20 protein-coding genes are annotated in these 21,714 nt (G+C 46.5%); 9 read left to right on the forward strand and 11 right to left on the reverse strand.

Translation table 11 applies throughout. The annotated features are described in order from the left end of the window. Positions 1–279: 279 nt before the first annotated feature. Together QUA80_RS25095 and QUA80_RS25100 are read right to left on the reverse strand one after the other, a co-directional pair. On the reverse strand, positions 280–498 hold the full coding sequence (locus QUA80_RS25095; RefSeq protein ID WP_333427721.1) for a hypothetical protein: 219 nt from the start codon (positions 496–498) through the stop codon (positions 280–282). Positions 499–736: 238 nt separating this feature from the next. Next, the gene (locus QUA80_RS25100; RefSeq protein WP_333427722.1) at positions 737–2,698 is read right to left on the reverse strand and encodes a S9 family peptidase; all 1,962 of its coding nucleotides are present in this window, start codon (positions 2,696–2,698) and stop codon (positions 737–739) included. Positions 2,699–2,777: 79 nt separating this feature from the next. Here QUA80_RS25100 and QUA80_RS25105 point away from each other — a divergent pair, with 79 nt between their 5' ends. The 3 genes from QUA80_RS25105 (at position 2,778) to QUA80_RS25115 (ending at position 5,712) form a co-directional block, all read left to right on the forward strand. After that, positions 2,778–3,701: a nucleoside hydrolase gene (locus QUA80_RS25105; protein WP_333427723.1), complete on the forward strand. Its 924-nt coding sequence runs from the start codon at positions 2,778–2,780 to the stop codon at positions 3,699–3,701. A 157-nt stretch (positions 3,702–3,858) separates the two neighbouring features. Beyond that, a complete protein-coding gene (locus QUA80_RS25110; RefSeq protein WP_333427724.1) occupies positions 3,859–5,205 on the forward strand; it encodes a DUF3370 domain-containing protein in 1,347 nt (448 codons plus the stop codon). Positions 5,206–5,328: 123 nt separating this feature from the next. Continuing rightward, entirely contained in the window at positions 5,329–5,712 is a 384-nt protein-coding gene (locus QUA80_RS25115; protein ID WP_333427725.1) for a VanZ family protein, read from the forward strand. A gap of 299 nt (positions 5,713–6,011) precedes the next feature. Here the strand turns inward: QUA80_RS25115 and QUA80_RS25120 are convergent, their stop codons facing one another. The 3 genes from QUA80_RS25120 to QUA80_RS25130 form a co-directional block, all read right to left on the reverse strand. Further along, positions 6,012–7,616, reverse strand: coding sequence for a DUF4335 domain-containing protein (locus QUA80_RS25120; protein WP_333427726.1), 1,605 nt, complete (start codon positions 7,614–7,616; stop codon positions 6,012–6,014). 108 nt (positions 7,617–7,724) lie between these two features. Next, positions 7,725–8,330 (reverse strand): DUF3038 domain-containing protein, encoded by a 606-nt coding sequence (locus QUA80_RS25125; RefSeq protein WP_333427727.1) that lies wholly within the window; start codon positions 8,328–8,330, stop codon positions 7,725–7,727. Positions 8,331–8,348: 18 nt separating this feature from the next. Beyond that, entirely contained in the window at positions 8,349–8,549 is a 201-nt protein-coding gene (locus tag QUA80_RS25130; protein ID WP_333427728.1) for a hypothetical protein, read from the reverse strand. A gap of 166 nt (positions 8,550–8,715) precedes the next feature. Here QUA80_RS25130 and QUA80_RS25135 point away from each other — a divergent pair, with 166 nt between their 5' ends. Together QUA80_RS25135 and QUA80_RS25140 are read left to right on the forward strand one after the other, a co-directional pair. Next, a complete protein-coding gene (locus QUA80_RS25135) occupies positions 8,716–8,928 on the forward strand; it encodes a helix-turn-helix transcriptional regulator (protein ID WP_333427729.1) in 213 nt (70 codons plus the stop codon). Beyond that, complete coding sequence (locus QUA80_RS25140) at positions 8,918–9,469, forward strand: hypothetical protein (RefSeq protein ID WP_333427730.1); 552 nt, start codon at positions 8,918–8,920, stop codon at positions 9,467–9,469. The genes QUA80_RS25135 and QUA80_RS25140 overlap by 11 nt, the downstream gene beginning before the upstream one ends. On the opposite strand, the gene QUA80_RS25145 is transcribed toward QUA80_RS25140, so the two are convergent. Both QUA80_RS25145 and QUA80_RS25150 read right to left on the reverse strand, forming a co-directional pair. After that, positions 9,432–10,373, reverse strand: a complete 942-nt coding sequence (locus QUA80_RS25145) for a site-specific DNA-methyltransferase (protein WP_333427731.1) — start codon at positions 10,371–10,373, stop codon at positions 9,432–9,434. The two genes, QUA80_RS25140 and QUA80_RS25145, sit on opposite strands and share 38 nt — an antisense overlap. Before the next feature lie 159 nt (positions 10,374–10,532). Further along, positions 10,533–13,124: an endonuclease MutS2 gene (locus tag QUA80_RS25150; RefSeq protein WP_333427743.1), complete on the reverse strand. Its 2,592-nt coding sequence runs from the start codon at positions 13,122–13,124 to the stop codon at positions 10,533–10,535. A gap of 592 nt (positions 13,125–13,716) precedes the next feature. Between QUA80_RS25150 and QUA80_RS25155 the strand changes: the two genes are divergently transcribed. Continuing rightward, a complete protein-coding gene (locus QUA80_RS25155) occupies positions 13,717–14,988 on the forward strand; it encodes an ATP-binding protein (RefSeq protein WP_333427732.1) in 1,272 nt (423 codons plus the stop codon). Between the two features lie 258 nt (positions 14,989–15,246). On the opposite strand, the gene QUA80_RS25160 is transcribed toward QUA80_RS25155, so the two are convergent. Continuing rightward, positions 15,247–15,966, reverse strand: coding sequence for an A/G-specific adenine glycosylase (locus QUA80_RS25160; protein ID WP_333427733.1), 720 nt, complete (start codon positions 15,964–15,966; stop codon positions 15,247–15,249). A gap of 299 nt (positions 15,967–16,265) precedes the next feature. On the opposite strand from QUA80_RS25160, the gene exaC reads away from it, so the two are divergent. Beyond that, positions 16,266–17,786, forward strand: coding sequence for an acetaldehyde dehydrogenase ExaC (gene exaC / locus QUA80_RS25165; protein WP_333427734.1), 1,521 nt, complete (start codon positions 16,266–16,268; stop codon positions 17,784–17,786). Positions 17,787–17,877: 91 nt separating this feature from the next. Continuing rightward, positions 17,878–18,312, forward strand: a complete 435-nt coding sequence (locus tag QUA80_RS25170; protein WP_333427735.1) for a DUF779 domain-containing protein — start codon at positions 17,878–17,880, stop codon at positions 18,310–18,312. 109 nt (positions 18,313–18,421) lie between these two features. Here the strand turns inward: QUA80_RS25170 and QUA80_RS25175 are convergent, their stop codons facing one another. The 3 genes from QUA80_RS25175 to QUA80_RS25185 all read right to left on the reverse strand — a co-directional run bounded on the left by QUA80_RS25175 (position 18,422) and on the right by QUA80_RS25185 (position 20,865). Next, positions 18,422–18,913, reverse strand: a complete 492-nt coding sequence (locus tag QUA80_RS25175) for a hypothetical protein (RefSeq protein WP_333427736.1) — start codon at positions 18,911–18,913, stop codon at positions 18,422–18,424. A gap of 119 nt (positions 18,914–19,032) precedes the next feature. Continuing rightward, positions 19,033–20,103, reverse strand: coding sequence for an FAD-dependent monooxygenase (locus QUA80_RS25180; RefSeq protein WP_333427737.1), 1,071 nt, complete (start codon positions 20,101–20,103; stop codon positions 19,033–19,035). A 210-nt stretch (positions 20,104–20,313) separates the two neighbouring features. After that, positions 20,314–20,865: a DUF2854 domain-containing protein gene (locus tag QUA80_RS25185; RefSeq protein ID WP_333427738.1), complete on the reverse strand. Its 552-nt coding sequence runs from the start codon at positions 20,863–20,865 to the stop codon at positions 20,314–20,316. A 255-nt stretch (positions 20,866–21,120) separates the two neighbouring features. Between QUA80_RS25185 and QUA80_RS25190 the strand changes: the two genes are divergently transcribed. Next, on the forward strand, positions 21,121–21,588 hold the full coding sequence (locus QUA80_RS25190; protein ID WP_333343572.1) for a hypothetical protein: 468 nt from the start codon (positions 21,121–21,123) through the stop codon (positions 21,586–21,588). Positions 21,589–21,714 lie beyond the last annotated feature (126 nt).

Genomic DNA, 21,714 nt, shown 5'->3' on the forward strand with positions numbered 1-21,714 from the left:
TCGCACCGTACCGCTATAAATTCGCACGCCAAAGCTTTTTTGGCATTCCTGAACCCAACAACCCAGTTTGTTCAGGTAATTTGGTAGTACAGGCTCGAACGTGACAAGGAGAAACCGGGTTTTTTGGGTGAGCGTGCGACCAGGACAGTTGGGCTGACTCCTGTACCGATCAAAAAATAACAATAGTTTCCTCCCTCGAAGTCCCAATTACGAGACAATTGGGACTTTTTTTTGATTATTGAGATGTTTAAAATTACTCTTAAGGAAAATAATCGTCACTTACCTGAGCATAGACAATTCGTTAACTAATTTGATCTTTCCCCGGCACACAGAGCGCAGGAGTCGATCGATCGAGCGTTTGTCTTCCTCCGTCAAATTTTCGTCAAAAATAGCAGCCATCAAACCGTACCGATCGGCTATAGTAATGTAGCCATTATGATTCACTTCGGCAAACAGCTCGGCCAAAGCAGATGGAATCAGGTGGATAGGAGTTTGCATAGCGATTAAGTCTGAATTCGACGATGGCGCGATCGGGCGTTTCTGAATTAACAAAAGGCGATCGCACTATAAAATTTTGTCAGTTTATGGCCTTAAAAACTGTGACAATAAACAGCAAAAAACTGTGATAATAAACAGCAAAAGTTGTGAACGACATCACATTCGATATGTACAAATTATGCTTAAAGATTGCAGTTGCCGTTGAGCGAAGACATAGTAACTGCAATCTTAATTTTTTCTAAAGATTGTAAATCTGCACTTCCTCCACAGGTTCAGCTAACTCAAACTTAAAAACCCGCGAATAGAAATAAAATTCGCCGTCAAGAGTCCTTTTGATATTTTCAGCGCGGCGAAAACCGTGCTGTTCCCCTTCATAAGCAACATAAGCAACTGGCAAACCTTTAGCTTTCAATATCTCTACCATCATTTCCGCTTGATTGGGCGGAACCACTTTATCTTCTAATCCTTGAAAAAAGATAACGGGACAAGATAAACGTTCGGCGGAATGAATCGGCGAACGAGCTACATACAAATCTTTTCTTTCAGGATAAGGCCCGATTAATCCATCCAGATAGTGCGCTTCAAATTTGTGAGTCTCGGTTGTCAAAGCTTCCACATCGCTAACTCCATAATAGCTCGCACCTGCCTTAAACACATCGCGGAAAGTAAGAGCGCACAGAGTGGTGTACCCCCCTGCACTGCCTCCGGCGATCGCCATTCTTTCGCCATCAACTAAACCTTTTTCAGCTAAATATTTAGCACCGTTAGCGCAGTCGTCAACATCGACAATTCCCCAACTATCTTGCAGTCTTTTTCTGTATTCTCGGCCGTAACCAGTGCTGCCGCCGTAATTAACATCGAGTACGGCAAAACCGCGACTCGTCCAATATTGAATTTTTAAATTCATGCTGCTAGAAGTAGCAGCAGTTGGGCCTCCGTGACTTTTGACGACAAGCGGCGGTTTTTCACCCGCAGGTGCTGCGAAATCTTGATTTTTCGGGGGATAAAAGAAACCGAAAGCAGTCAAATTGTTTTCCGTGGGAAATTCAATCGGTTCCGGTACAGAAAGATAACCCGGACTGATGCTTAAATTGCTCGATTGGCGCAATATTGACCGTTGACTTGTTGCTAAATTTAATTGTACAATAGCAGTAGATTCAGTCGGCGAACCTGCCAAAAAAAGCACAGTTTCTCCCCGCGCTTTGACGGAGGAAATATCAGTGTAAGGCGTTTCAATTGTTGTCAACTGGTTTGTCGTTAAATCAAGACTCGCTAAATACCACTTGCCTTGCTGAGTGTAGGTGCAAATAATTTTGCTTTCCGAGACAACGGCATAAGTAGACATTCCAAAAACCCACTGAGGAAGTCCGAATTCAGCCGCCATTTCGCACAAGCTGGTTTCTATCTCTGCTTCCCCCCTTACCAAGGGGGAATTGAGGGGGGTTCTAGATTGCCAGCGGTAGAAATTCCACCAGTTAGACTTGTCAGAAACAAAATACAAAACTCCATCGGGCGACCATTCCGGTTGAAAAATCGACTCCTCAACCCCGCCAGCAACTAAGTATTTTTCACCTAAAGAACCGTCAGCATTAATTTCTGCCACCCACAATTCTGTCCCATCCCACGGCATATTTGGATGGTTCCAACAAATCCAAGAAAGTAGAGAACCGTCTGGACTTAAACGAGGGGAAGCATAAAAATCATTGCCCTGAGTTAAGATTTGAATATCTTCGCCGTTATCTAAATTAATACTAACAATAGTATTGACAGGTTCCCCCTCACCGGCATGGTCTTCGCGCACGCAAATCAGGCGATTTCGTTGCTTGTCAACTATCGCATCTGCATAGCGACAATTAGCAGCAGGAGTCAGAGGTTCTGGTTGTGAATCTAATGTTTGAACGTAAATACGTTGGTCGGCAAAATGAGAAAAATAGACAACACCGCCAGCAACTGCAAAAGCAGCGCCGCCGTATTCGTTAACGCGAGTGCGAACATTAAAAGGATGCGGTGTCACGTCGCTGATTGTACCGTCAGGAGTGCGCCGCACGAGGACGCTTCTTCCCGCTTCCGAAGGCCTTCCCTCAACCCAATAAATATCATCGCCGTCAATAGCAATTTGTCCGAGTCCGACAGTTCCAGAAACAATTAAATCGGCAGAAATAGGTGATTTCCAAGAGCCGTAAGGTGATACTGTATTCATATAGTTGAGGCAGTTGTGTTTCTCGCACAAAAAAATTAATATTTGTAGTTTACAGTAATTCAGTCACCGGGGAAGCCAAATGTCTAAAAAACTCGTACTAATGGATCACGACGGTGCAGTTGACGACTATCTATCAGTCGTGTTGCTGATGACAATGGAGGAAGTCGAAACTCTGGGAGTAATTGTAACTCCTGCGGACTGCTACATTCAACCGGCGGTGAGTGCAACGCGCAAAATCCTAGATTTGATGGGGCGTTCAGAAGTTCCGGCGGCGGCGAGTACGGTGCGGGGACTCAACCCATTTCCGGTGTTATTTCGGCGAGATTCGTTTGCAGTCGATCGACTTCCCATTCTAAATGAAAAAGGAACCATTGACACGCCGTTAATATCAGAACCCGGACAAAACTTTATGGTGCGAGTTTTGCAAGATGCAGCCGCACCAGTCACATTAATGGTAACGGGGCCGTTAACAACAGTAGCGCAAGCTTTAGATATCGCGCCAGAAATTGAAAGCAAAATTCAAGAAATTGTTTGGATGGGAGGCGCCCTCAATGTTATCGGCAATGTTAGCAAAGATATGGAACCCGGACAAGATATGTCGGCGGAATGGAATGCTTACTGGGACCCGATAGCAATCGAGAGAATTTGGCAAACCCAAATTCCCGTTGTCATGTGTCCTTTAGACATCACCAATAACGTACCGCTGACTGTAGAATTTTCCAATCTTTTAGCAAGACAGCGCAAATATCCTATTTCCGACTTAGCAGGACAGTGTTATGCCCTCGCAATATCTCAAGATTACTATTTTTGGGACATTTTGGCAACTGCTTATTTAGCGCGTCCCGAATTTTACCAACTGCGAGAATGGGAAACAGAAATTATTACCGAAGGCATCAGCCAAGGACGCACAAAAGTTACAACTGGAGGGCGAAAAATTCAAGCAATGGATAAAGTAGACACCGCAAAATTTTACAACTACATATTACAACAGTGGGCGAGGTAAAAATCACAATATCTGCTAGGACTGGTACGCAAAATCTCAGTACAAAACCCCACTGACACGAAGATTTACCTCATCTTCTCTTCCCTCTCTTCCCTCTCTTCCTCTGCGCCCTCTGCGGTAAAAAAAAACTCATCTCAAAAATGCAAAACATCAAAAAATGCTGCCAATTATATCAATCATCCCCTTAGCCCAAACCCCTCCCGCACCTCAAGAAATCGTCCAAATCCAAGAAGTACGACCTCTCCCCGGACAGTTAGACAACATACCAGTATTTAACAGCAACAGTCCCGAAGTAGTGCTGCAAGAAGGAATTTTGCTTTCGACATTTCCCCAGGATGGGAAAAGATTCCCGGCCGCACATTTAAACTTTCCATTTCAAGGACGTTTTGACATATTTGCCCACCACATAGCCCGCGCACCTTCGCCGGAAGATTTGCGAACCTTGTATCAAGGAGTAATTGTTTACAATCCGGGCAACAAACCAGTAAAATTAGATATATTGCAAGCTGCGAGTTATCTCAGTCAACCCGATGCACCTTTTATTGAATTGCCGCCGCAAGTCGATAATTCAAACAGCAATATTTACGCGGGGCCGGGAAGCCGCGCTGTGAATGATATTCTCAGAGGAAGGAGACAGTCAGACTTTGGGCCGGAGTTAATTATTCCACCGGGAAAAAGCCAATTGTTGATGAATCATCCGATACCGGTGCGGGGATTGGTACCGCCGCTAAACGGTCGATCGACCTTGATGCGGTTGCGGAGCGATGGTACAGTCTATGTTGCCAGTCTGGCGATGTTTGCCCGACTTGACGCAGAGGGAAACGAGCGATCGCCCAACTTAGCAGAATGGCAAAATTTATTAGACAATAGTAATATAGCCGGGCCGCGCGATCGAACTCCCACACCGCCGGAAATCACCGAAGGTCAAGTAATTTACGGCCGAGTTGCCGGTGTAGCATTAGGTTCAGAATGGCGAGCACTTCTCTCAGACAACCCGGCCACATCAAACCTAGCAATTCCCCAACCCGGAACAGCATTTTCCTACCCATTAAGCAGCCTCCCGCGCGGAATGCTGGGCACAAATCAAGTGCAAAGTGCGAGGATGCTAGTCCGCTACCCAGATACAGCATACCGCGCCCACGGCAATTACGGAATTCAATACAGTCTCAGCTTGCCGCTGTACAATTCTACCAGCAACAATCAAACTGTAACTGTCGCGATTCAAACTCCAATTAAGACAGACAAATTAACTTCAGGAGGACTTACTTTTTTAGAACCTCCGGCACCTCAAACTTTTTTTAGGGGAACGGTCAGAGTGCGGTATACTGATGATACTAAAGTGCCTCAAACTCGCTACGTGCATTTAGTGCAGCGGCGGGGACAGCAGGGGGAACCTTTGGTAAAATTAGAGATGAAATCGGGAGAAAAGCGACTTGTAGAAGTGGATTTTATTTATCCGCCCGATGCGTCGCCACCGCAAGTTTTGACAGTGAAAACCAATTAAATTTGATCTGCTGCTACGAGTAGGCCTGCCCCTACAAATACAATACGTAATTAACCAGATTTTATCTTAGTTTCACGTTGCACGGACTTGGTTTGTGTCTAGTCAGTATTGCCAAAAAACAAAATGAAGTTATCAAAAAAATTCTGGATTGTTGCTGGTTTTTTGTACTTTTTAATTCTTCTCACTATCATGCTCTTAGCAGATACGGGGAAATTAGTCAACTTTCCTCTGGCTCATCCGCCTTATGACAAACTCGGACACTTTGTTTTGTACGGAATAGCATCTTTTTTGTGCCATAGAGCAACTGGCAAAAAAAAGATGAATTTGTTTAATTATTCAATTCCTTTCGGGCCGACAATTTTTACCGTGTTCACTGCTGTGGAAGAAATACTGCAAGCGATTTTACCCAATCGTACTGCTAGTATTGAAGATTTTTTATATAGTTTTTGCGGGATTGCAGTTTTTTATTGGATTGGAGAAGTTTGGGATAGAAAAAAAGCGCATTGATGATATAGAAGGAAGTTCGGCAACGGATTCGCTTTCTGAGGATGTAACGGATGTCAGTCGGATGTCCGTCGGAAGAAGGAAGTTTGTAGGGTGTGCAATGAGCATCGGTTGACGAGAGTCAGCAACTTTTGTCAATGGTGACTCTGCCCGCACGGGTAAAGAGATACGTGCACCATAAACTGGAGCAACTGTCAATACGCTGGCTGCTGCTGTCGCAGTTAAAAATAGATTTTTTTTGAACTTGTTTAAGATTAGCAATTAACCGGGATTTCCCATCTTGACAATGTGTTTGAGAGCTTTTAATCGCTCTCTTCCAAAAAGGTTTGTACTCGACCGTTCGGTCGCAAAACCACTCGAATTTTCGGGTTTTTTCCATTAGAAACGGCAGAAACAAACGGCTCGCCGGCTAATGGCATATTAATTTGCTCGATATAATCTGCTGCTGCTTTTCCCATCGGCACAACACTTTGAACTGACCCATTTTCATCGATCAGCACGCTGTATTCTAAAGTTTGTTCCATTCCTTCAGGAGGCTTCCAGCGTTCCTCAAAGTAAGTTCTAGCTTCTGAAACTTGAGGAATAGTATCAAATAAAGTGTGGTTTTTTTTGCTCGCCGCGAGCTGGTTGTCGTCCTCAGACTCGGCACTCGGTTGAGCGTCCTCAAGAGGTGGGAGTTCGGTACTGGCGGGGGGGACAATCGGCTCGATGGGGCTGGGGAAGGGTTGGGGGGGGGGAACGGGAAATCGGGAAGCAGACAGGGAGGGCGGCAGGGGGGGCGGTACGGCGGGAGCTAGTCTCGGCGGTAGTGGGGGCAGCACGTAGGGTACTGGTGCGGGTGCTTGGGGGGCGGAAATCGGCGGTTCTTCGGGGGCGGGAATAGTGATTGTTTGCCCTTGAGGGAATGCTGGGGCGCTCTGTGGGGCGCTGGCTGCGCTGCCGTTGGGGGGAAATAGCAAGGGTGGCTGCTGGATGGGGCTGGGTCTGTTGCTGGGGGGATTTGGGGCGAGGGCGATGGGGGGCAAGCTGGGGCTGGGGGAGGCGGCGGTGTTGATGGGAGGGGGCGGCAGGGGCGGTAAAGCGGGTGTGGCTGCGGGTTTTGGTGTTGGGGGTGTCGGTAGGGCGGCAACTGGACTGGGGGAAGCGCCTGCAGCTAACTGGGGGTTTGCTGGAGCGGTGCTCAATTGCGGATTGGCGGGGGCTGTGGCGGGGGCTGTGGCGGTTTGCGGGGAGGTGGCGGTTCGATCGAGCATTTTGATAATTCCAGTCGTCAGGCCCGCGCTGGCGACCAGCATTGCTGCCAGCTTGAGCCAGGGTGAGGACAGCGGCCCTCGGGACTCGCGGTTGAGGTTGGGAAGCGCCATCACTTCGGCGGTGCAGTCATCTAGTGCTGTGGCCAAGTCAAACAGTTGCAGGGTGCTCAAGGGAACTACCGGCCCGGATTCTGCAGCGCTCAAAGAGCCTAAAAACAAGTTGTGGGCGAGCAAGCCGCGGGGTTCTAAGCGGGGGGGAACCGGAAGGTAGGAAGTTGGGAGAGAGTAGGGGTTGGAAGTTGCTAGTTCGGAAGTGTTGGCGGCTCGATCGAATATAACCGCGTTACGCGCGGCTTCTGGCGAGTCTGGGCCTGCAGCGGTACGGCCGGTTTGAGAGTTGAGGTTGCTTTCCCAATCGCGGGATTCGCCCAGCAAGTTTTGGACGTAGTTGCTGACAGCTTCGTGGAGGGTTTCGAGTTGAATTCGATCGCCCCTGAGAGTAACGTGTTGGGTATCTGGCAGCCTGGGGTCGTCGAGCCGCAGCTCGAAACTTAAAGATTTAAACACGGGTTGGCCCGCCCAGCGAGATAGAGGCGAACTTTTGGCTGTGATTTCCAGCGTGCAAGTGGGGGGCGTGTACCGTTTGAGAACCATAGCAGAAAGTCTGTTGACTGTTGAGTGTTGACTGTTGAGTGTTGAGTGTTGACTGTTGAGTGTTGAGTGTTGACTGTTGACTGTTGACTGCTGAATACTGACTGTTGTTTAATTTTTAGCACGGTCTAGAAGAGCCAGCCAGAGGCGGCGGTGGCCGCCGGGACTGCTGTAAAACAGCAAATCGATCAGGAGTTTGAGGGCCAAATCAGTCAGTTCTCCGGCCGATAAATTTTCTGCATCTTCCATGCGCGAGCCGTAAGTGTTGCTGAACCTGTCAATATAATCTCCCAGCAAAGCGATGGTGTGAGGTTCGCGGTTTTGCTCTGCCATTTGTTCGAGCAAAGCAACAGCGCGGCGGATTAAAGCTTGGTGCTGTTTTGCCAAATGACAGCTTATCAAAACGAGCGATCGAGCTTCCTCCACATCGAGTTTTTTGCGCCCTCCCTGGCCTTTCCGCAGCGGGTTAGATTGGCGCAGCCGCCACAAAGCTACCCGATCGGCTACCATTGGCTCTAAATTCAGTTCGGCTGCTACCTTGAGCATAGCCTCTGAGCCAATTTCTGCCAGTGCTTCTAGGGCTAACAGCACTAAATCCAGTTGGGCTTTAATGTTGTCCAACTGGGTAGGTTCTGGTGCTTTTTGGGTCAATTCTTCCCAGTTGGGAGATGGGCCCGTTTCGTTTGTGGGAGCGGAGGACTTTACGGTCGAGCGCATGGCTTCAGCACGGGAAATTTAAGACAGGTTGAGGCAGGATATCAAACAGTATGCAGTGATGAAAGCTTTGCGGCCTGTGGGCAACAGCACATCTGTTAATTTGTCTCCATAGCTCGTTGCTTTGATTCCGGCAATCCTAACTGCTGGACGGAGTTGCGGGTTAAAAGTTGCGGCTTCAAGTTCGATCGATCGCAATCGGCAAAACCCATAGATTTTCATCCCTAACCATGCTACGCCGCAGAGTGACCGAAATCAAATCAGTGCTTTGAAACTATCGGGACTTATATCAATGCAAATATCCTAGCGCTCTCGAATGCTACTTATAGTCTGTCGCTACTTATAGTCTGTCAGATTATAGTTGTCATTGCTTCATCTGGCGCCATCTATGGATATTACGGAGCAATTTGGTAAAAAAGTTAGACATTTCCGAAAGCTCAGAAATCTTTCCCAAGATAAGCTTGCAGAACTATCTGAATTACATCGCACCTATATTGGTTCTGTTGAACGAGGTGAAAGGAATATAACGCTACTTAATGCCAGCAAAATAGCCAAGGCATTATCCGTTAGTCTAGCCGATCTGGTAATTGATGATGACTGAAAGAAGACTAGATAAAATTTTAGCAAGATACCAAAACTCATTTACCGAAAAAATTTATGCAGAAGAGAATGAAGAACACGATATTTTAATGGATGTGTTTGGTATTTCTCCAATAATCAAAAAAGAAAACAGGCAATATTGGGGACGTGAGTTAGGTATGTATTGGCAATTGTTAGTTACTGAAACGTGTAAAACATATTGCAGTAGTTTTCAGCCAGCATTTAAAGTTGGAAGCGATGAGCCGTGCGATCTGATTGTTGATGGGTATGCAATACATACAAAATATCGTATTGGCTCAGGAGACTCTGGAACACTGAAAAAGTTCAAATCTTATGGCCCACTACTTCGTACTTATAATTACGAACCCGTATTTTTAATTATTAGACAAGATAATTTGCCCGCAGCTATTGCAGCGTACCAAGCAGGAACTTGGAAAGTTTACACAGGGGACGATTCCTTTGAGTTTATACAAACAATAAGCGGGTTTGATTTAAAGTCATTTCTTATTGAAAAAGTGGGAGAATTCCCTGTATACCGCTGAAACTATCAAGGCGCTTGTTGATAATCTCTATGTAGTCAGGTACTATTTCAATGCCAACATACCTAATGCCAAATTCTTTCGCCGCCAGCAATGTGGTTCCAGATCCTGCGAAAGGATCGATTAGAATAGAATTTTCCAAACGCGGTACAAATATTTCCACCAGCTTTCTCATGAGAGCGATTGGTTTAACTGTGCAATGAACGTTAAACTCCTCGGTTTTCTCACGCTGTATACCTTCTAAAATATTTGACTGAAAACCACCGAACCCATCTTTAGTATAAAATAGACCAGTACCATACTCCAGTAGAGTTTCCAAGTAATTATTGACCAGCGGTTTTTGAAGTACGCAGATTGCTTCCCATTCGTTCCTCAGACAACTGTGCCAACCATCCCATTTTTCAGAATTTTCATATCCTTTCTTCTCTAACTGTTGTTTGATATTGACACCTTTAGGGATACCACTGGATCTTTTATAAACAAGAATATCTCTCGCATAGAAACCAGCACTTTCAAGTGCAACTTGTACGTGAGCAACCGTTCGCGTGCTGTTGAAAACTAAAACTGTCGCACCCGGTTTGCAGATCCGAAAAAGCTGCTCGCCCCACTCAAAGCACCAGTTTTCATAATCCAGAGTGTTGTTGCGATTCCTTTGATACCATTTTTCGTTTCTGACTCCACCTGCTAAACCACTGCCATAGGGAATGTTTTTAACAAAGGTTTTATTTCCCTTGCCATTGACTCTTTCAATACGCCTTTGAATTTCTGAGTCATCCCATTTATGACCAATAAATTCATAATTATAAGGTGGGTCAGTGATACACGCAGAAATATAATTTTCTGGCAATGTCTTCATCACTTCACGACAGTCGCCAACCAAGACTTCATTTGAGGGAGTTTTTTTCATTAGTCAGGCAGTTACTAAAATGGTAAATCAACTCTTAATTAGGCGACATTTGCAGTATAGTATCCATTCCGGTTGCATCAGTATGATATGTTCGTTGCGACTTGTTTTGCTGCCGACAAGTATATAATTACGAGTCAACCGGAAATGCCTAAATCCTGACTATTTCAAATAAACCACCGTCACACCTGCACCTCCTTCTTTTTGACTGGCGAGCTCGAAGCGGGAAACCTGCGGGTGATTCGCGAGGAACTCGTGAACCCCGCGCCGCAACTGTCCCGTACCTTTGCCGTGAATTATCCACAGGACTCCGTATTCCACGGCCTTGGAAAGAGCTCTGTCTATTTCGATTTCTGCGTCGGAGACTCTCGCACCCCGTAGGTCGATCGAATTATTAGCAGTGCGAATGGCGATTTCGGAATTGGGTTTTGCAGGTTCCGCCGCTGCTTGCTTGGCTTTAGCCGTAGCGAGTGCTTGGGCTTGGGCTGCTACCTTGGCTAATTGAGCTTTAGTTTCCGGTTTTTGACCGTCTAGGGATTCAATTTCTCCCAGTTTGACACTCATTTTCATAATCCCAAACCGGACGCTCAACTCTTCGTTAGCATCGGGGCCGCTGAGGACTTCGGCAGTTTGGCCCAAGCTGGGAATGCGGATGCGATCGCCCGCTTTCGGCATAAAACCCGGTTTGGGTTTAGCCGGTTGTTGCCGAGAAGGCAGGTGTTTTTCAGAAATTTGATTTAAGGTTTCTGTCGCCTGTTGGGCATTTTGAGCCGTCGGGTTGCCCGACTGCAAGCGGCGAATGATTTGAGCAATTTCTGATTTTGCCGACCCTATCGCCTCATTTACTGCCACTTCCTGAGCTATTTTCAGTTCTCGCTCCCGCTCTTGCAAAGCCGCTGCTTTTTGAGAAACTTCTCTGTGCAGTTTTTCGGTTTGGTGTAGCAGTTGAGTTGCTTCTCTGGCCTTGATTTCCTGTTTCCGGCGCTGTGCTTCGAGTCCGGCAATCACTTGATTGACATCTTGAGATGCTCCCCCCACATAAGTTTGAGCTTCTTCGACAATTTCTGGTAGCAAACCGAGTCTTTTGGCAATGGTGAGGGCGTTGGAACGTCCGGGAATTCCCCACAGCAAGCGATAGGTTGGCTGCATGGAATTGTCGTCAAATTCTACTGAGGCATTTTCAAAGCGGGAGTCTTGATATTTGAGGGCTTTGAGTTCGCCAAAGTGGGTAGTTGCAACTGTTAATAGGGAATGTTGGGCGAGATATTGCAACAGGGCGATCGCCAATGCACTGCCTTCAGATGGGTCTGTCCCCGCTCCTACTTCGTCTAACAAAACTAAAGATTTGGGGATTGACATTTGGGAATTAGCAATTGGGATGTTTAAGTTTTCTTCCCCTTCCTCTTCTCCAAGCGATTTATTGTGTAAAACTTCTAAAATGCGGCTGATGCGGCGGATATGGCCGGAGAAAGTAGACAAACTTTGCTGCAAAGATTGTTCGTCACCAATATCGGCCAAAATATTGTCGAACCAAGGCAATTCTACGGGTTCGCGGGCGGCGACAAACATTCCGGCTTTCGCCATTAAAGCTGCCAATCCCAAGGTTTTGAGGGTGACTGTTTTGCCGCCGGTGTTGGGGCCGGTGATAGCGACGACGCGGATGTGCGGCCCGATCGTTAAATCGACCGGCACGACTGGATAGCCTTGCTCGTATTGTTGCTGCCAAACTAACAAAGGATGGCGCAACTGGCGGAGAGTAATTTGCGATCGCAGGTTGGGAATTAATAATTGACTGTTTTCTGAGTTCTCCCGATCTTCTTTTTCCTCATCGAATTTTTCAGGATTTTTTGGTGGTAATTCTGGCTCTCCCAATTCGATAAATTTCGGCGGATTTGCTTGCAACCAAAAACTGTAACGCGCTTTAGCGACCGCTAAATCTAAAGTTGTAACTACAACCAACAATCTGTCTAAATCGGGTTTTACTGCTGCCACTTGCTCGGTGAGGGCGCGGCGGACTGCTTCTTCTTCGGCTTGTTCTTGCCTGAGCAACTGCCGCATTTGGTTGTTAAGATTGACTGTACTGTGGGGTTCTACGTACAGTGTCGCGCCGCTGGCCGAGGAGTCGTGAACGATACCCGGTATGGCATCTTTTTGGGGAGCTTTGACGGGAATGACAAAGCGTCCGCTTCTTTGGGTAATTAGCTGTTCTTGTACGGCGTTGGATTGGCGCTGCAAAATCCCCTGCAATATTTGATAAATGCGATCGCGCAACTGTCGCATTTGAACTCTAATTCCTGCTAATTTAGGAGTGGCTCTGTCTGCTACTTGAGCGCGATCGTCTATACAGCGGTGGATTTCTTGCTCTAGTTCGGGATAAGTCCGCAATTGGGCTGCCAGTTCTTTGAGCGTCGGCACATCTGCCTCAGAGTCAATTATCCGGCGCAATTGCCTCGCCCCCGCGAGGGTGGTAGCAATTGCCAGCAATTCTTCGCCGCCGAGCAAACCTTGCAGTTCGGCTCGCTGCAGCGAAGTGTTGATGTCTTGGATTCCTTCAAAATTCAAAGCACCGCTAGCGCGGCTTTCTAACTGATAAGCTTCCTGAGTTTGGGCTAGGAGTTCTGCTGTCTGAACTTGAGTTGCCGGGATTTCGAGGTCGAGGGCGGCGGCGACGCCGAGTTTGGTGGCCGCGAAGGTAGCCAAGTGCTGACACAGGCGCGGCCATTCTAATAGTTCTAGTGTTTCGGCTTGAATCAAAGTTGAGGTGGTGTTGGTAATTGGCATTCCCAGGCGCTGACCTAGAAGGTTAATTAGACGATACTATCGATCGATTCTTCGGATAAGTTTTGATAGCCAACTGTAGAATTAGGGTTCCACCGCAAGAAGCCGGCTGAGGACAACGCTGGCTGCAAACTCAAAACTTAATTTCTACTGGGCAGACTCGTGACCTCAGAAACCCGGTTTCTTGCTAAATTTCTCGTGACTTGTCGCAAAACTCGTAGCAACCGGGTTTCTTGCCTGTGGACGCGGGCCGTAAAACTGTCCGAAGTATTGATTTATTAATTTTAAAGTTTTTTATCGTTTCCGGGCGCAACTTGAGAAACTATCTAGGATAGTTGTCAGCAGTCTGAAGGCAGAAAGCTCTGATGTAAAAGCCCAATTACGAAGGCGAGAATTTGCTTTTTTGCGCTGCACGTCTAAAATTATACCTTCTACCGAGCTATTTTTGCGTTTGAGGCAACTGGCACGGGCTATTTTTTGTGGGATTGAACTATTTGCCAATTTTAAATATGTCGGCGCAATTCTGGCGGTTGTATCCTAAAAAGTAATTTGTAGAGTTGGTAGAAGTATGGCAAAGATTCTGGCGATCGTCGCGGATACTGTGACTTTTCAAGTTGTCCAAGAGTTACTCAGCCAAGAGGGACATCAGGTGAGAGTCGTTCCCGACGACAAGGAGGGTTTAGAATTGGCGAAGGAGTTGTCCCCCGATGCGATAATTTGCGACGGGACTTCGCCTGAAATCAACTTTTTGGAGGTGTGCCGGCTGGTGAAAGCCGATTCCCTACGGGATAGCTTCGCTTCACGAGAATTGACGGCAGCCTATTTTATTCTGCTGACAACACCCGAGCAATTTGAAGAAGTTCAAGAATTGGATGCGCCATTTGACGATTTTCTGTTTAAACCAATAGTTAAGCAGGAATTATTGGCGCGGGTGCGCGCCTCTGAGCGAGGGCGCGAGTTGAGGGCGCAGTGGGTTCTCACCCAGCAAGAATTGGATCTGTCGCGCGATCGAATGCTGCAAAATGAAAAAATGTCTAGTTTGGGCGAATTGGTGTCTGGTATCGCCCACGAAATTAACAACCCAATTACTTTTATTTACAGCAATCTCACTCACGTCCAAACTTACGCTACTGATTTAATAGAACTGCTGCGATTGTATCAAAAACAGCTAGTGAATCCCGGAGCAGAAATTTTACAAAAACAGCAAGATATGGATGTGGAATTTGTCCTCGACGATTTGTTAAAAATTGTGAGTTCCATGCGTAACGGGAGCGATCGCATCCGCCAAATCATCTTGTCGCTACAGGATTTTTCCCGCAGCGATCGATCGGGCTGGCAGTTATTCGATGTTTCCGACGGTTTAGAAAATACTCTGTTGTTGTTGCAGCACCGCTTGCCGGCTCGCGAGGGAAGGCGAGACATCAAGGTGATGAAAGAATTCGGCAACTTGCCACAGATTGAGTGTTATGCAGGTCGGCTCAATCAAGCTTTTCTGAATATTATCAATTACGAGATCGATACTTTGGAAGAGTTGACTCAAGAGTTTGAGGAATCGGAATCGGTCAAGTTTAAGCCTGTGATTTGGATCAGCACTCAGGTGGTTGATGAGCGGCGGATTTCTATTGAAATTGGAGATAACGGCATGGCAATCAGCGAAGATATCACAGCGCAAATTTCTGACCCATTTTTGGTTGCAAAACCTGTGGAACACAGCCTGGCATTGGGACTTGCTGTCAGTTATCGGATAATTGTAGAACAGCACAAAGGAGAGTTAACGTGTTTTTCTGAACCGGGTAAAGGTACTAGATTTCGGATAGAACTTCCGCTGCGGCACAGTTAATTAACAGTATTTACCGTTGGGTGGGGGCGGGTTTTTGAGATTGTTGGTTTGAGCCAGAGATTATTGGTGAACCCGCCCCTACAAATGCGCTTGAATATTTGTCAATTGAATTCGACAATTAGCCGAGAATTGACCAAGAATTTCAGGATGGTACCCGCCACGTGATTTATCCGTGGAATCAATCCAAAATCTAAAATCTAAAATCCTCAAGCCCCCGAATTTATCTGTGGGGTCAATCGAAAATCCAAAATCTAAAATTTAAAATCGAATGACTTCGCTGCTAATTTTGTACTCGCACTGCTGTTGCAGCGGACACTCGCCGCAGCGAGGGTTTCTTGCAGTGCAAACTGCCGCCCCAAAGTCCAGCATTCCTAAATTCCAGGGTCCGACTTGCTGTTTGGGAGCAACTCGTTCTGCGGCTTCCCAAAGTTCGGGCGATCGCGATTTTATTTTACCGCCGTCAATCCCAAAAAAACGCTGCAAAATCCGAGCAACATTCGTATCGAGCACCGCTTTTGGCTGTCCGAAAGCATTAGCGCAAACCGATCGCGCAATGTACTTGCCAACTCCGGGAAGTTCCAGCAACTGAGCTTCCGTGCGGGGAACGTTTCCCTGATAATTGTCTAGGATAACCAGCACCGATTCCCGCAGCTTTTGCGCCCGAAAAAAAAGACCCAAAGGCTGCAACAAACTAGCAACTTCCTCCGCAGGCGCGGCTGCTAGATCGGAGAGAGTCGGATATCGATCGACAAATTCTTGATAAATCGGAGCCACTGTAGCGGCAGTAGTTTTTTGCAGCAGGAACTCAGCCACTAAAATCGCGTAGGGGTCGCAGGTATGCCGCCAAGGAAAATCACGGAAATTTTGCTCGGCCCAAGCTTTCAGGCGGGGGCGGAACCACCGGACTTTGGCTGCATTCAAATGCTTTAACCCAGGCTCGACATCAGAATCAAAAACAACGGCATTTAAGGCAGGCATTTGATTTGTATTTTTGAGAATTTGCCAACTTTATATTTATATAATAGCACATTTAAATAATGTGTGAAATTCTCTTTTTCTGCTTTTTTCTCTCTGCGTACTCTGCGTACTCTGCGGTTAATAAAAAAACCTTATTAACCACCAGCCAGACCCCGAAACCTAGAAACAAATTTGATTTCAAATATTTGAAAAATGTAAAATTTTGTATAGGAAATGACCGAAATGATAGAAAATAGACGATAGTTGACATTCAACAGATTTCAAGCGCCCGCAAAAATAAATTTTAATCAGGTAATAAAATGGTAGTAGCAGCACCTGTTCAATCCGGCAGTCAGTCGATTTTTCAAACTCGCTACGACAACTTTATCGGCGGCAAGTGGGTGCCACCGGTGAAAGGAAAATACTCGGAAAACCTGTCTCCAATTACAGGAAAATCAATTTGTCAAATCCCCCGATCGAGCGCGGAGGATGTAGAATTGGCACTAGATGCCGCCCACGCAGCGAAAGACAAGTGGGGTAAGACTTCCCCAGCAGACAGGGCGCGGGTTTTGCACAAAATAGCCGATCGAATCGAAGAAAACCTCGATCGCCTCGCCATCGCCGAAACCTGGGACAACGGCAAACCAATTCGCGAAACCCGCCTCGCAGACATACCGCTGGCGATCGACCATTTCCGCTACTTCGCAAGCTGCATCCGAACTCAAGAAGGTTCGATCGGCGAACTCGACGAAACCACCGTCGCCTACCACTTCCACGAACCCCTAGGCGTCATCGGACAAATCATCCCCTGGAACTTCCCGATATTAATGGCCGCCTGGAAACTCGCCCCAGCCCTCGCCGCCGGCAACTGCGTCGTCCTCAAACCAGCAGGCCCCACCCCTGCCTCAATCTTGGTACTGATGGAAATCATCGCCGACTTAGTACCAGACGGCGCAATCAACGTCATAAACGGGCCCGGCGCCGAAATCGGCAAAACCCTCGCCACCAGCCCCCGGATTGCCAAAGTCGCCTTCACCGGCGAAACCACCACCGGCAGGCTAATCATGCAGTACGCCTCCCAAAACGTCATCCCCGTCACCCTAGAATTAGGCGGCAAATCCCCCAACATTTTCTTTGAAGATATCTGCGCCCAAGACGACGAATTCCTCGACAAAGCAGTCGAAGGATTAGTCATGTTTGCCTTCAATCAAGGCGAAGTGTGCACCTGTCCCTCCCGCGCCTTAATTCAGGAGTCAATCTACGATCGGTTCATGGAAAGGGCGATCGATCGCATCCGCCAAATCAAACAAGACAACCCCTTAGATCCGACAACAGCCCTCGGCGCGCAAGTCTCCATCAACCAGATGGAAAAAATCGCCGAATACGTCAAAATCGGTCGCGCCGAAGGCGCAGAATGTCTGATTGGCGGCGAAAGAAACATCTTATCCGGCGACTTGCAAGACGGCTATTATTTCCAGCCGACAGTCTTCAAAGGAAACAACAAAATGCGAATTTTCCAAGAAGAAATCTTCGGGCCAGTATTAGCAGTCACCACCTTCAAAGACGAAGCCGAAGCATTAGAAATTGCCAACGACACTCTCTACGGTTTAGGTGCAGGAGTTTGGACTCGCGACATCAACACCGCCTACCGCATCGGCCGCGCCGTTCAAGCAGGCCGCGTGTGGACAAACTGCTATCACCTCTATCCAGCCCACGCAGCATTCGGCGGCTACAAATCGTCTGGTATCGGTCGCGAAAATCACAAAATGATGTTAGATCACTACCAGCAAACTAAGAATTTGTTGGTCAGCTACAGCCCCAAAGCTTTAGGTTTTTTCTAAATCATATCAAATCCAGTACAACTGGAATTGATATAATTCATCTGCGTTAATCTGTGTTTATCTGCCCTCATCTGCGGTCAAAAAAAATCATTTGTTAACCGCAGATAACAATGGATTGACGCCGATTCACGCAGATGTCGAGCTTCCATCTTCCATCTTCCATCTTTCTTCTTCTAAAATGGAAACTATAGCAAAAGTCACCGCAACAGAAGCCGCTTTAAAATTAATCAACTATCTCACAACTCAGCACGGACAATTGATGTTTCACCAATCCGGCGGCTGCTGCGACGGTAGTTCCCCCATGTGCTTTCCCGATGGCGAATTGATAATCGGTGATGGTGACGTATTGCTGGGCGAAATTGGGGGTTGCCCCTTTTATATCGCAGCGCAGCAATACAAATATTGGCAGCACACGCAGTTAATTATAGACGTGGCATCGGGGCCCGGAGGCAGCGATTTTTCCCTGGAAGGGCCGGAGGGAGAGCGTTTTATTACTCGTTCTCGCTTGTTTGTTAATATTAATTGATTAGCCTGTTTTTTTAAATCCGCTCGCTTACTGAGAAACATTAAATGAACCGCGAAGGCGCTAAGAACGCAAAGGAAAAGAAAAAATAAGATGCAGTTGTTGCTTTCGACTACAAACGTATTTCCTCAATAAAGGAGATACCATCGAAAATGCCATTTTTAAAGGCTTGAGTGCTACGAACTCGCTGGTTTTCGCTGAGTAATGTCATTGTTTCAACGAAGGTAATCAGTGCATTATCTTGGGTTTTAGTTGCCCGAAAGCAAATGGTTTCCTGACCCGCATCCCAGGCAATAGCGGAAAAATCAGAATAACTGCTAGAAGACATTTTCAGAATCCGATTTTCAAACTCCCCTTGAAAATTGAGCTGCAGGCGAGAACCATCTGAATATTCATAATTGTTAACTTGTCGGTAGAGACTTCCCTCAATCGAGATGGTAAAATTACCGAAAAAGCTGCGAGAAAAATGCCCGCGAGTATCGGTCTTAATATACTCACCTTGCCAAGTGCCAAGATGGCGGGTAAAAATCTCAGGAACTTTCTCCAAATCGGGAGAGTTCACAGGGGTGACGGTATCTTGATGAATTACAGGATCGTTACTCATTAAATCAGCCTCCAGTTTTTTTATTTTAGAAAACGCGATCGAGTAAAATGCTTTTTTCTGAAATACCGAATTTCTTCAAAAAGTCGGGTATCTGGGTATATTGATGATTTTTCATTGGGCTAACGGCGACCTATTTTCAGACTCATTTCACGGCTAGTGCGTTGATATTCGTGGACAATAGGTAATCTTTCGGATTGAAAATTTTCCAGTGCTTCGGCAATGTTAGCACTATCTCTGAGATGTTGTGCTAAACAAAGACCGTCTTCCCAACCGGAAGTCATACCTCTAGCGCGTGTGGAGCTTTTGGCGTGGGCAGCATCTCCAATTAAGATCACACGGCCATCATAGATTTTTGGTAGGGGGTCAATGTCATAGGAAAAACGACAGACAATATTTTCTACAGGGGTTGATTCAATCACATTTCGCGCGTCATCTGGGAGTTTTGCTAGTTCTTGGGGAGGAATGGTAATATTATTAGGTTGTAGTTTCCCAATTTCAGAGTCTGTGCGCTCTTTTTCAATAAAGAAACCCCAATGAGTGCGACCTCCACCAATGTGAAAGAAGTTGGCATAAATTCCCCGACCGCGTACATAAACAAAAAAGTTTCCTTCTGGACAGAAGCTGCGATCTTCGACAATTCCTCGCCAGACGATATCGCCTAAATAGAATAGTTCAACACCTGGAACTATAAATTGACGGACTTTAGATACTATGCCATCGGCACCGATTAAAAGATCGCCTTCCCATTTACGGCCATCTTTGAAGTGGGCGATCGCACTGTGCTCGGTTTGGGAGATCGATGCTAATTCCGCATTAAAATGAATACACTCAGGGGGTAACTCGTCGAGGAGTGCCTCTAGAATAGCTTTGCGGTGTACCAGCATTCCTGGGAGTTCATTTTCTTCATAGGTGACGGGTTCCGAATTGATGACACTGCCGCGGAGGTTGCGAAACTCGAATAGTTTAACTCGATCGCCTGAGTTGATAATTTTTTGGGTGATTTGAGGGTTGCCTTGATGAAGTGCCTGCATACCTGCTTGTACGATCAGGATACCGCAGCCATCGGTGCGCGGATGGGGTGCTTTTTCAAACAAGTCAACTTTAAACCCTTGTTGAATCAGCAGAATCGCCAGATAAGCTCCTGATGTTCCTGCGCCGATAATACCTATCCTGCTTTGGGACGAAACCATTTGTGTTTCTCCTGATTTAACATTGCCGATCGGCGATCGACCACTATTGTAATTAGGAAAATCCAAGTTGCGAGTTCGCCCGCTTGCGGATTGAGTTTTTGTTGATAGCGACAGGTTTCAAGCTGCCGCTAAAATCAGTATCTGAGCTGATGCAGGATTAATTTTTAATTGGTGAATTCAAAATTCACGAACTCAAAACTTAGGACTGCTTTAAGCTTGAGTATTTTTTATTAGAGCCAATTCAATTTTGTCATCTGACTTTTGACTCACTTGTGCGCGCAAACCCGGACCAAAAAAAGTAGCTATTTTTTGTTGTTTTTCTTCCCAAACTTCGATCGGCATTAGCGGCGAATAAAACTCTAGAATTAACCCATAAGCACCATCAACATCAACTTCCCGCAACCCTTGCAGGAGGGGCCGTTCCTCGTCTGTTGGGGCCAGGCCCAGACGCTCCAAAGCATCATCTAAGTGCGCTGGTTGGCCGTAGCGAAATCGGGTGATATCTTTGCGGACTTGGTTTTGAGTATTTGTGGCCTGACTTTCTCGCAGGAGAAGAACTTCAGGAGAAGTCGGTTCGGTGAACTCTACCGGTTCGAGTTCGGCAGCTTTCAAGGCCAAACCTCCCAGCAACAGCGGAATTCCATAAAAAAAACCGGCTAGGTTCAGGGTAGGTCTGTCTGTGAAGTATGCTCCGAAACCGACTGCTGCTATAATACCGCCAACAACTAAGGCTAGGTTTGCTAAAGAAATTTTGCGTAACATATTAGTGAGGTAAGTAGTCGGACAGAAATAATATACTTTAATTATTATCTGTCAATCGATTTTAGATTTTAGATTTTAGATTTTAGATTTTAGAGGCGACCCCACGGATAAATTCGGGGGCTCCTTTATCGGATACAGGTTTTTTATTTCTGGACGGATGAATCCGGGGGCTTGTATCCTGGATGCTTGATTGTCAAAAAGTCTTGAATAAATTTAGTTTTTTTGCCAAAAGACCTGCAAAAACTGCTAGTATCTATGAGCGCGGGAGCGGTGTGCATCCACAGTATTGTCTCTAGCTTCAGAAACTTATCCGGCCGGACTCGCCCGGGCGCGCCATCGGTAAATATCCGTGTTAATTGCGCGGCGTTGGTTCCAGAAGGCAATCGAGATCGGCAGTATCATCAAAGTATACAGAGCGGCGATCGCGATCGACCCTCTTGCCCTTTCAACCACTTTTGGGACATGATTAAAGACGAAGACAAACAAACTGCTGGAGCAAACAAGTCTGTTCTAGAACAGATTAACTCGCTCAAACGGGAAGATGAAAGGCTTTATAATATCTTAGCCATAGATGTCTGGGCCCTAGCCAAGACAATGGATGAATATCAACCGGGATTTTGGTCGGCTTTTATGAAAAACCGGGAGAAGGCCCTGAAGCGATTTTTAGCTGGAATGATGAAAAATAAACCAGCAGATACAAAACGTCCGCCTTTCCTGCGGTAAAATTTGCCTGAAGTTTGGCTGAAGTTTTGATGTACAATCAAACTATAACACAGACCCAAAAACTCTGAGCGCGTTCATCACTTCCCAAATAAAAACAGTGAAGGATTTGCCCAAAAAAGTAGGTCG

Origin of the sequence: Microcoleus sp. F4-D5, assembly GCF_036704885.1 — a bacterium.
In the GTDB taxonomy this organism is placed as follows: domain Bacteria; phylum Cyanobacteriota; class Cyanobacteriia; order Cyanobacteriales; family Microcoleaceae; genus Microcoleus.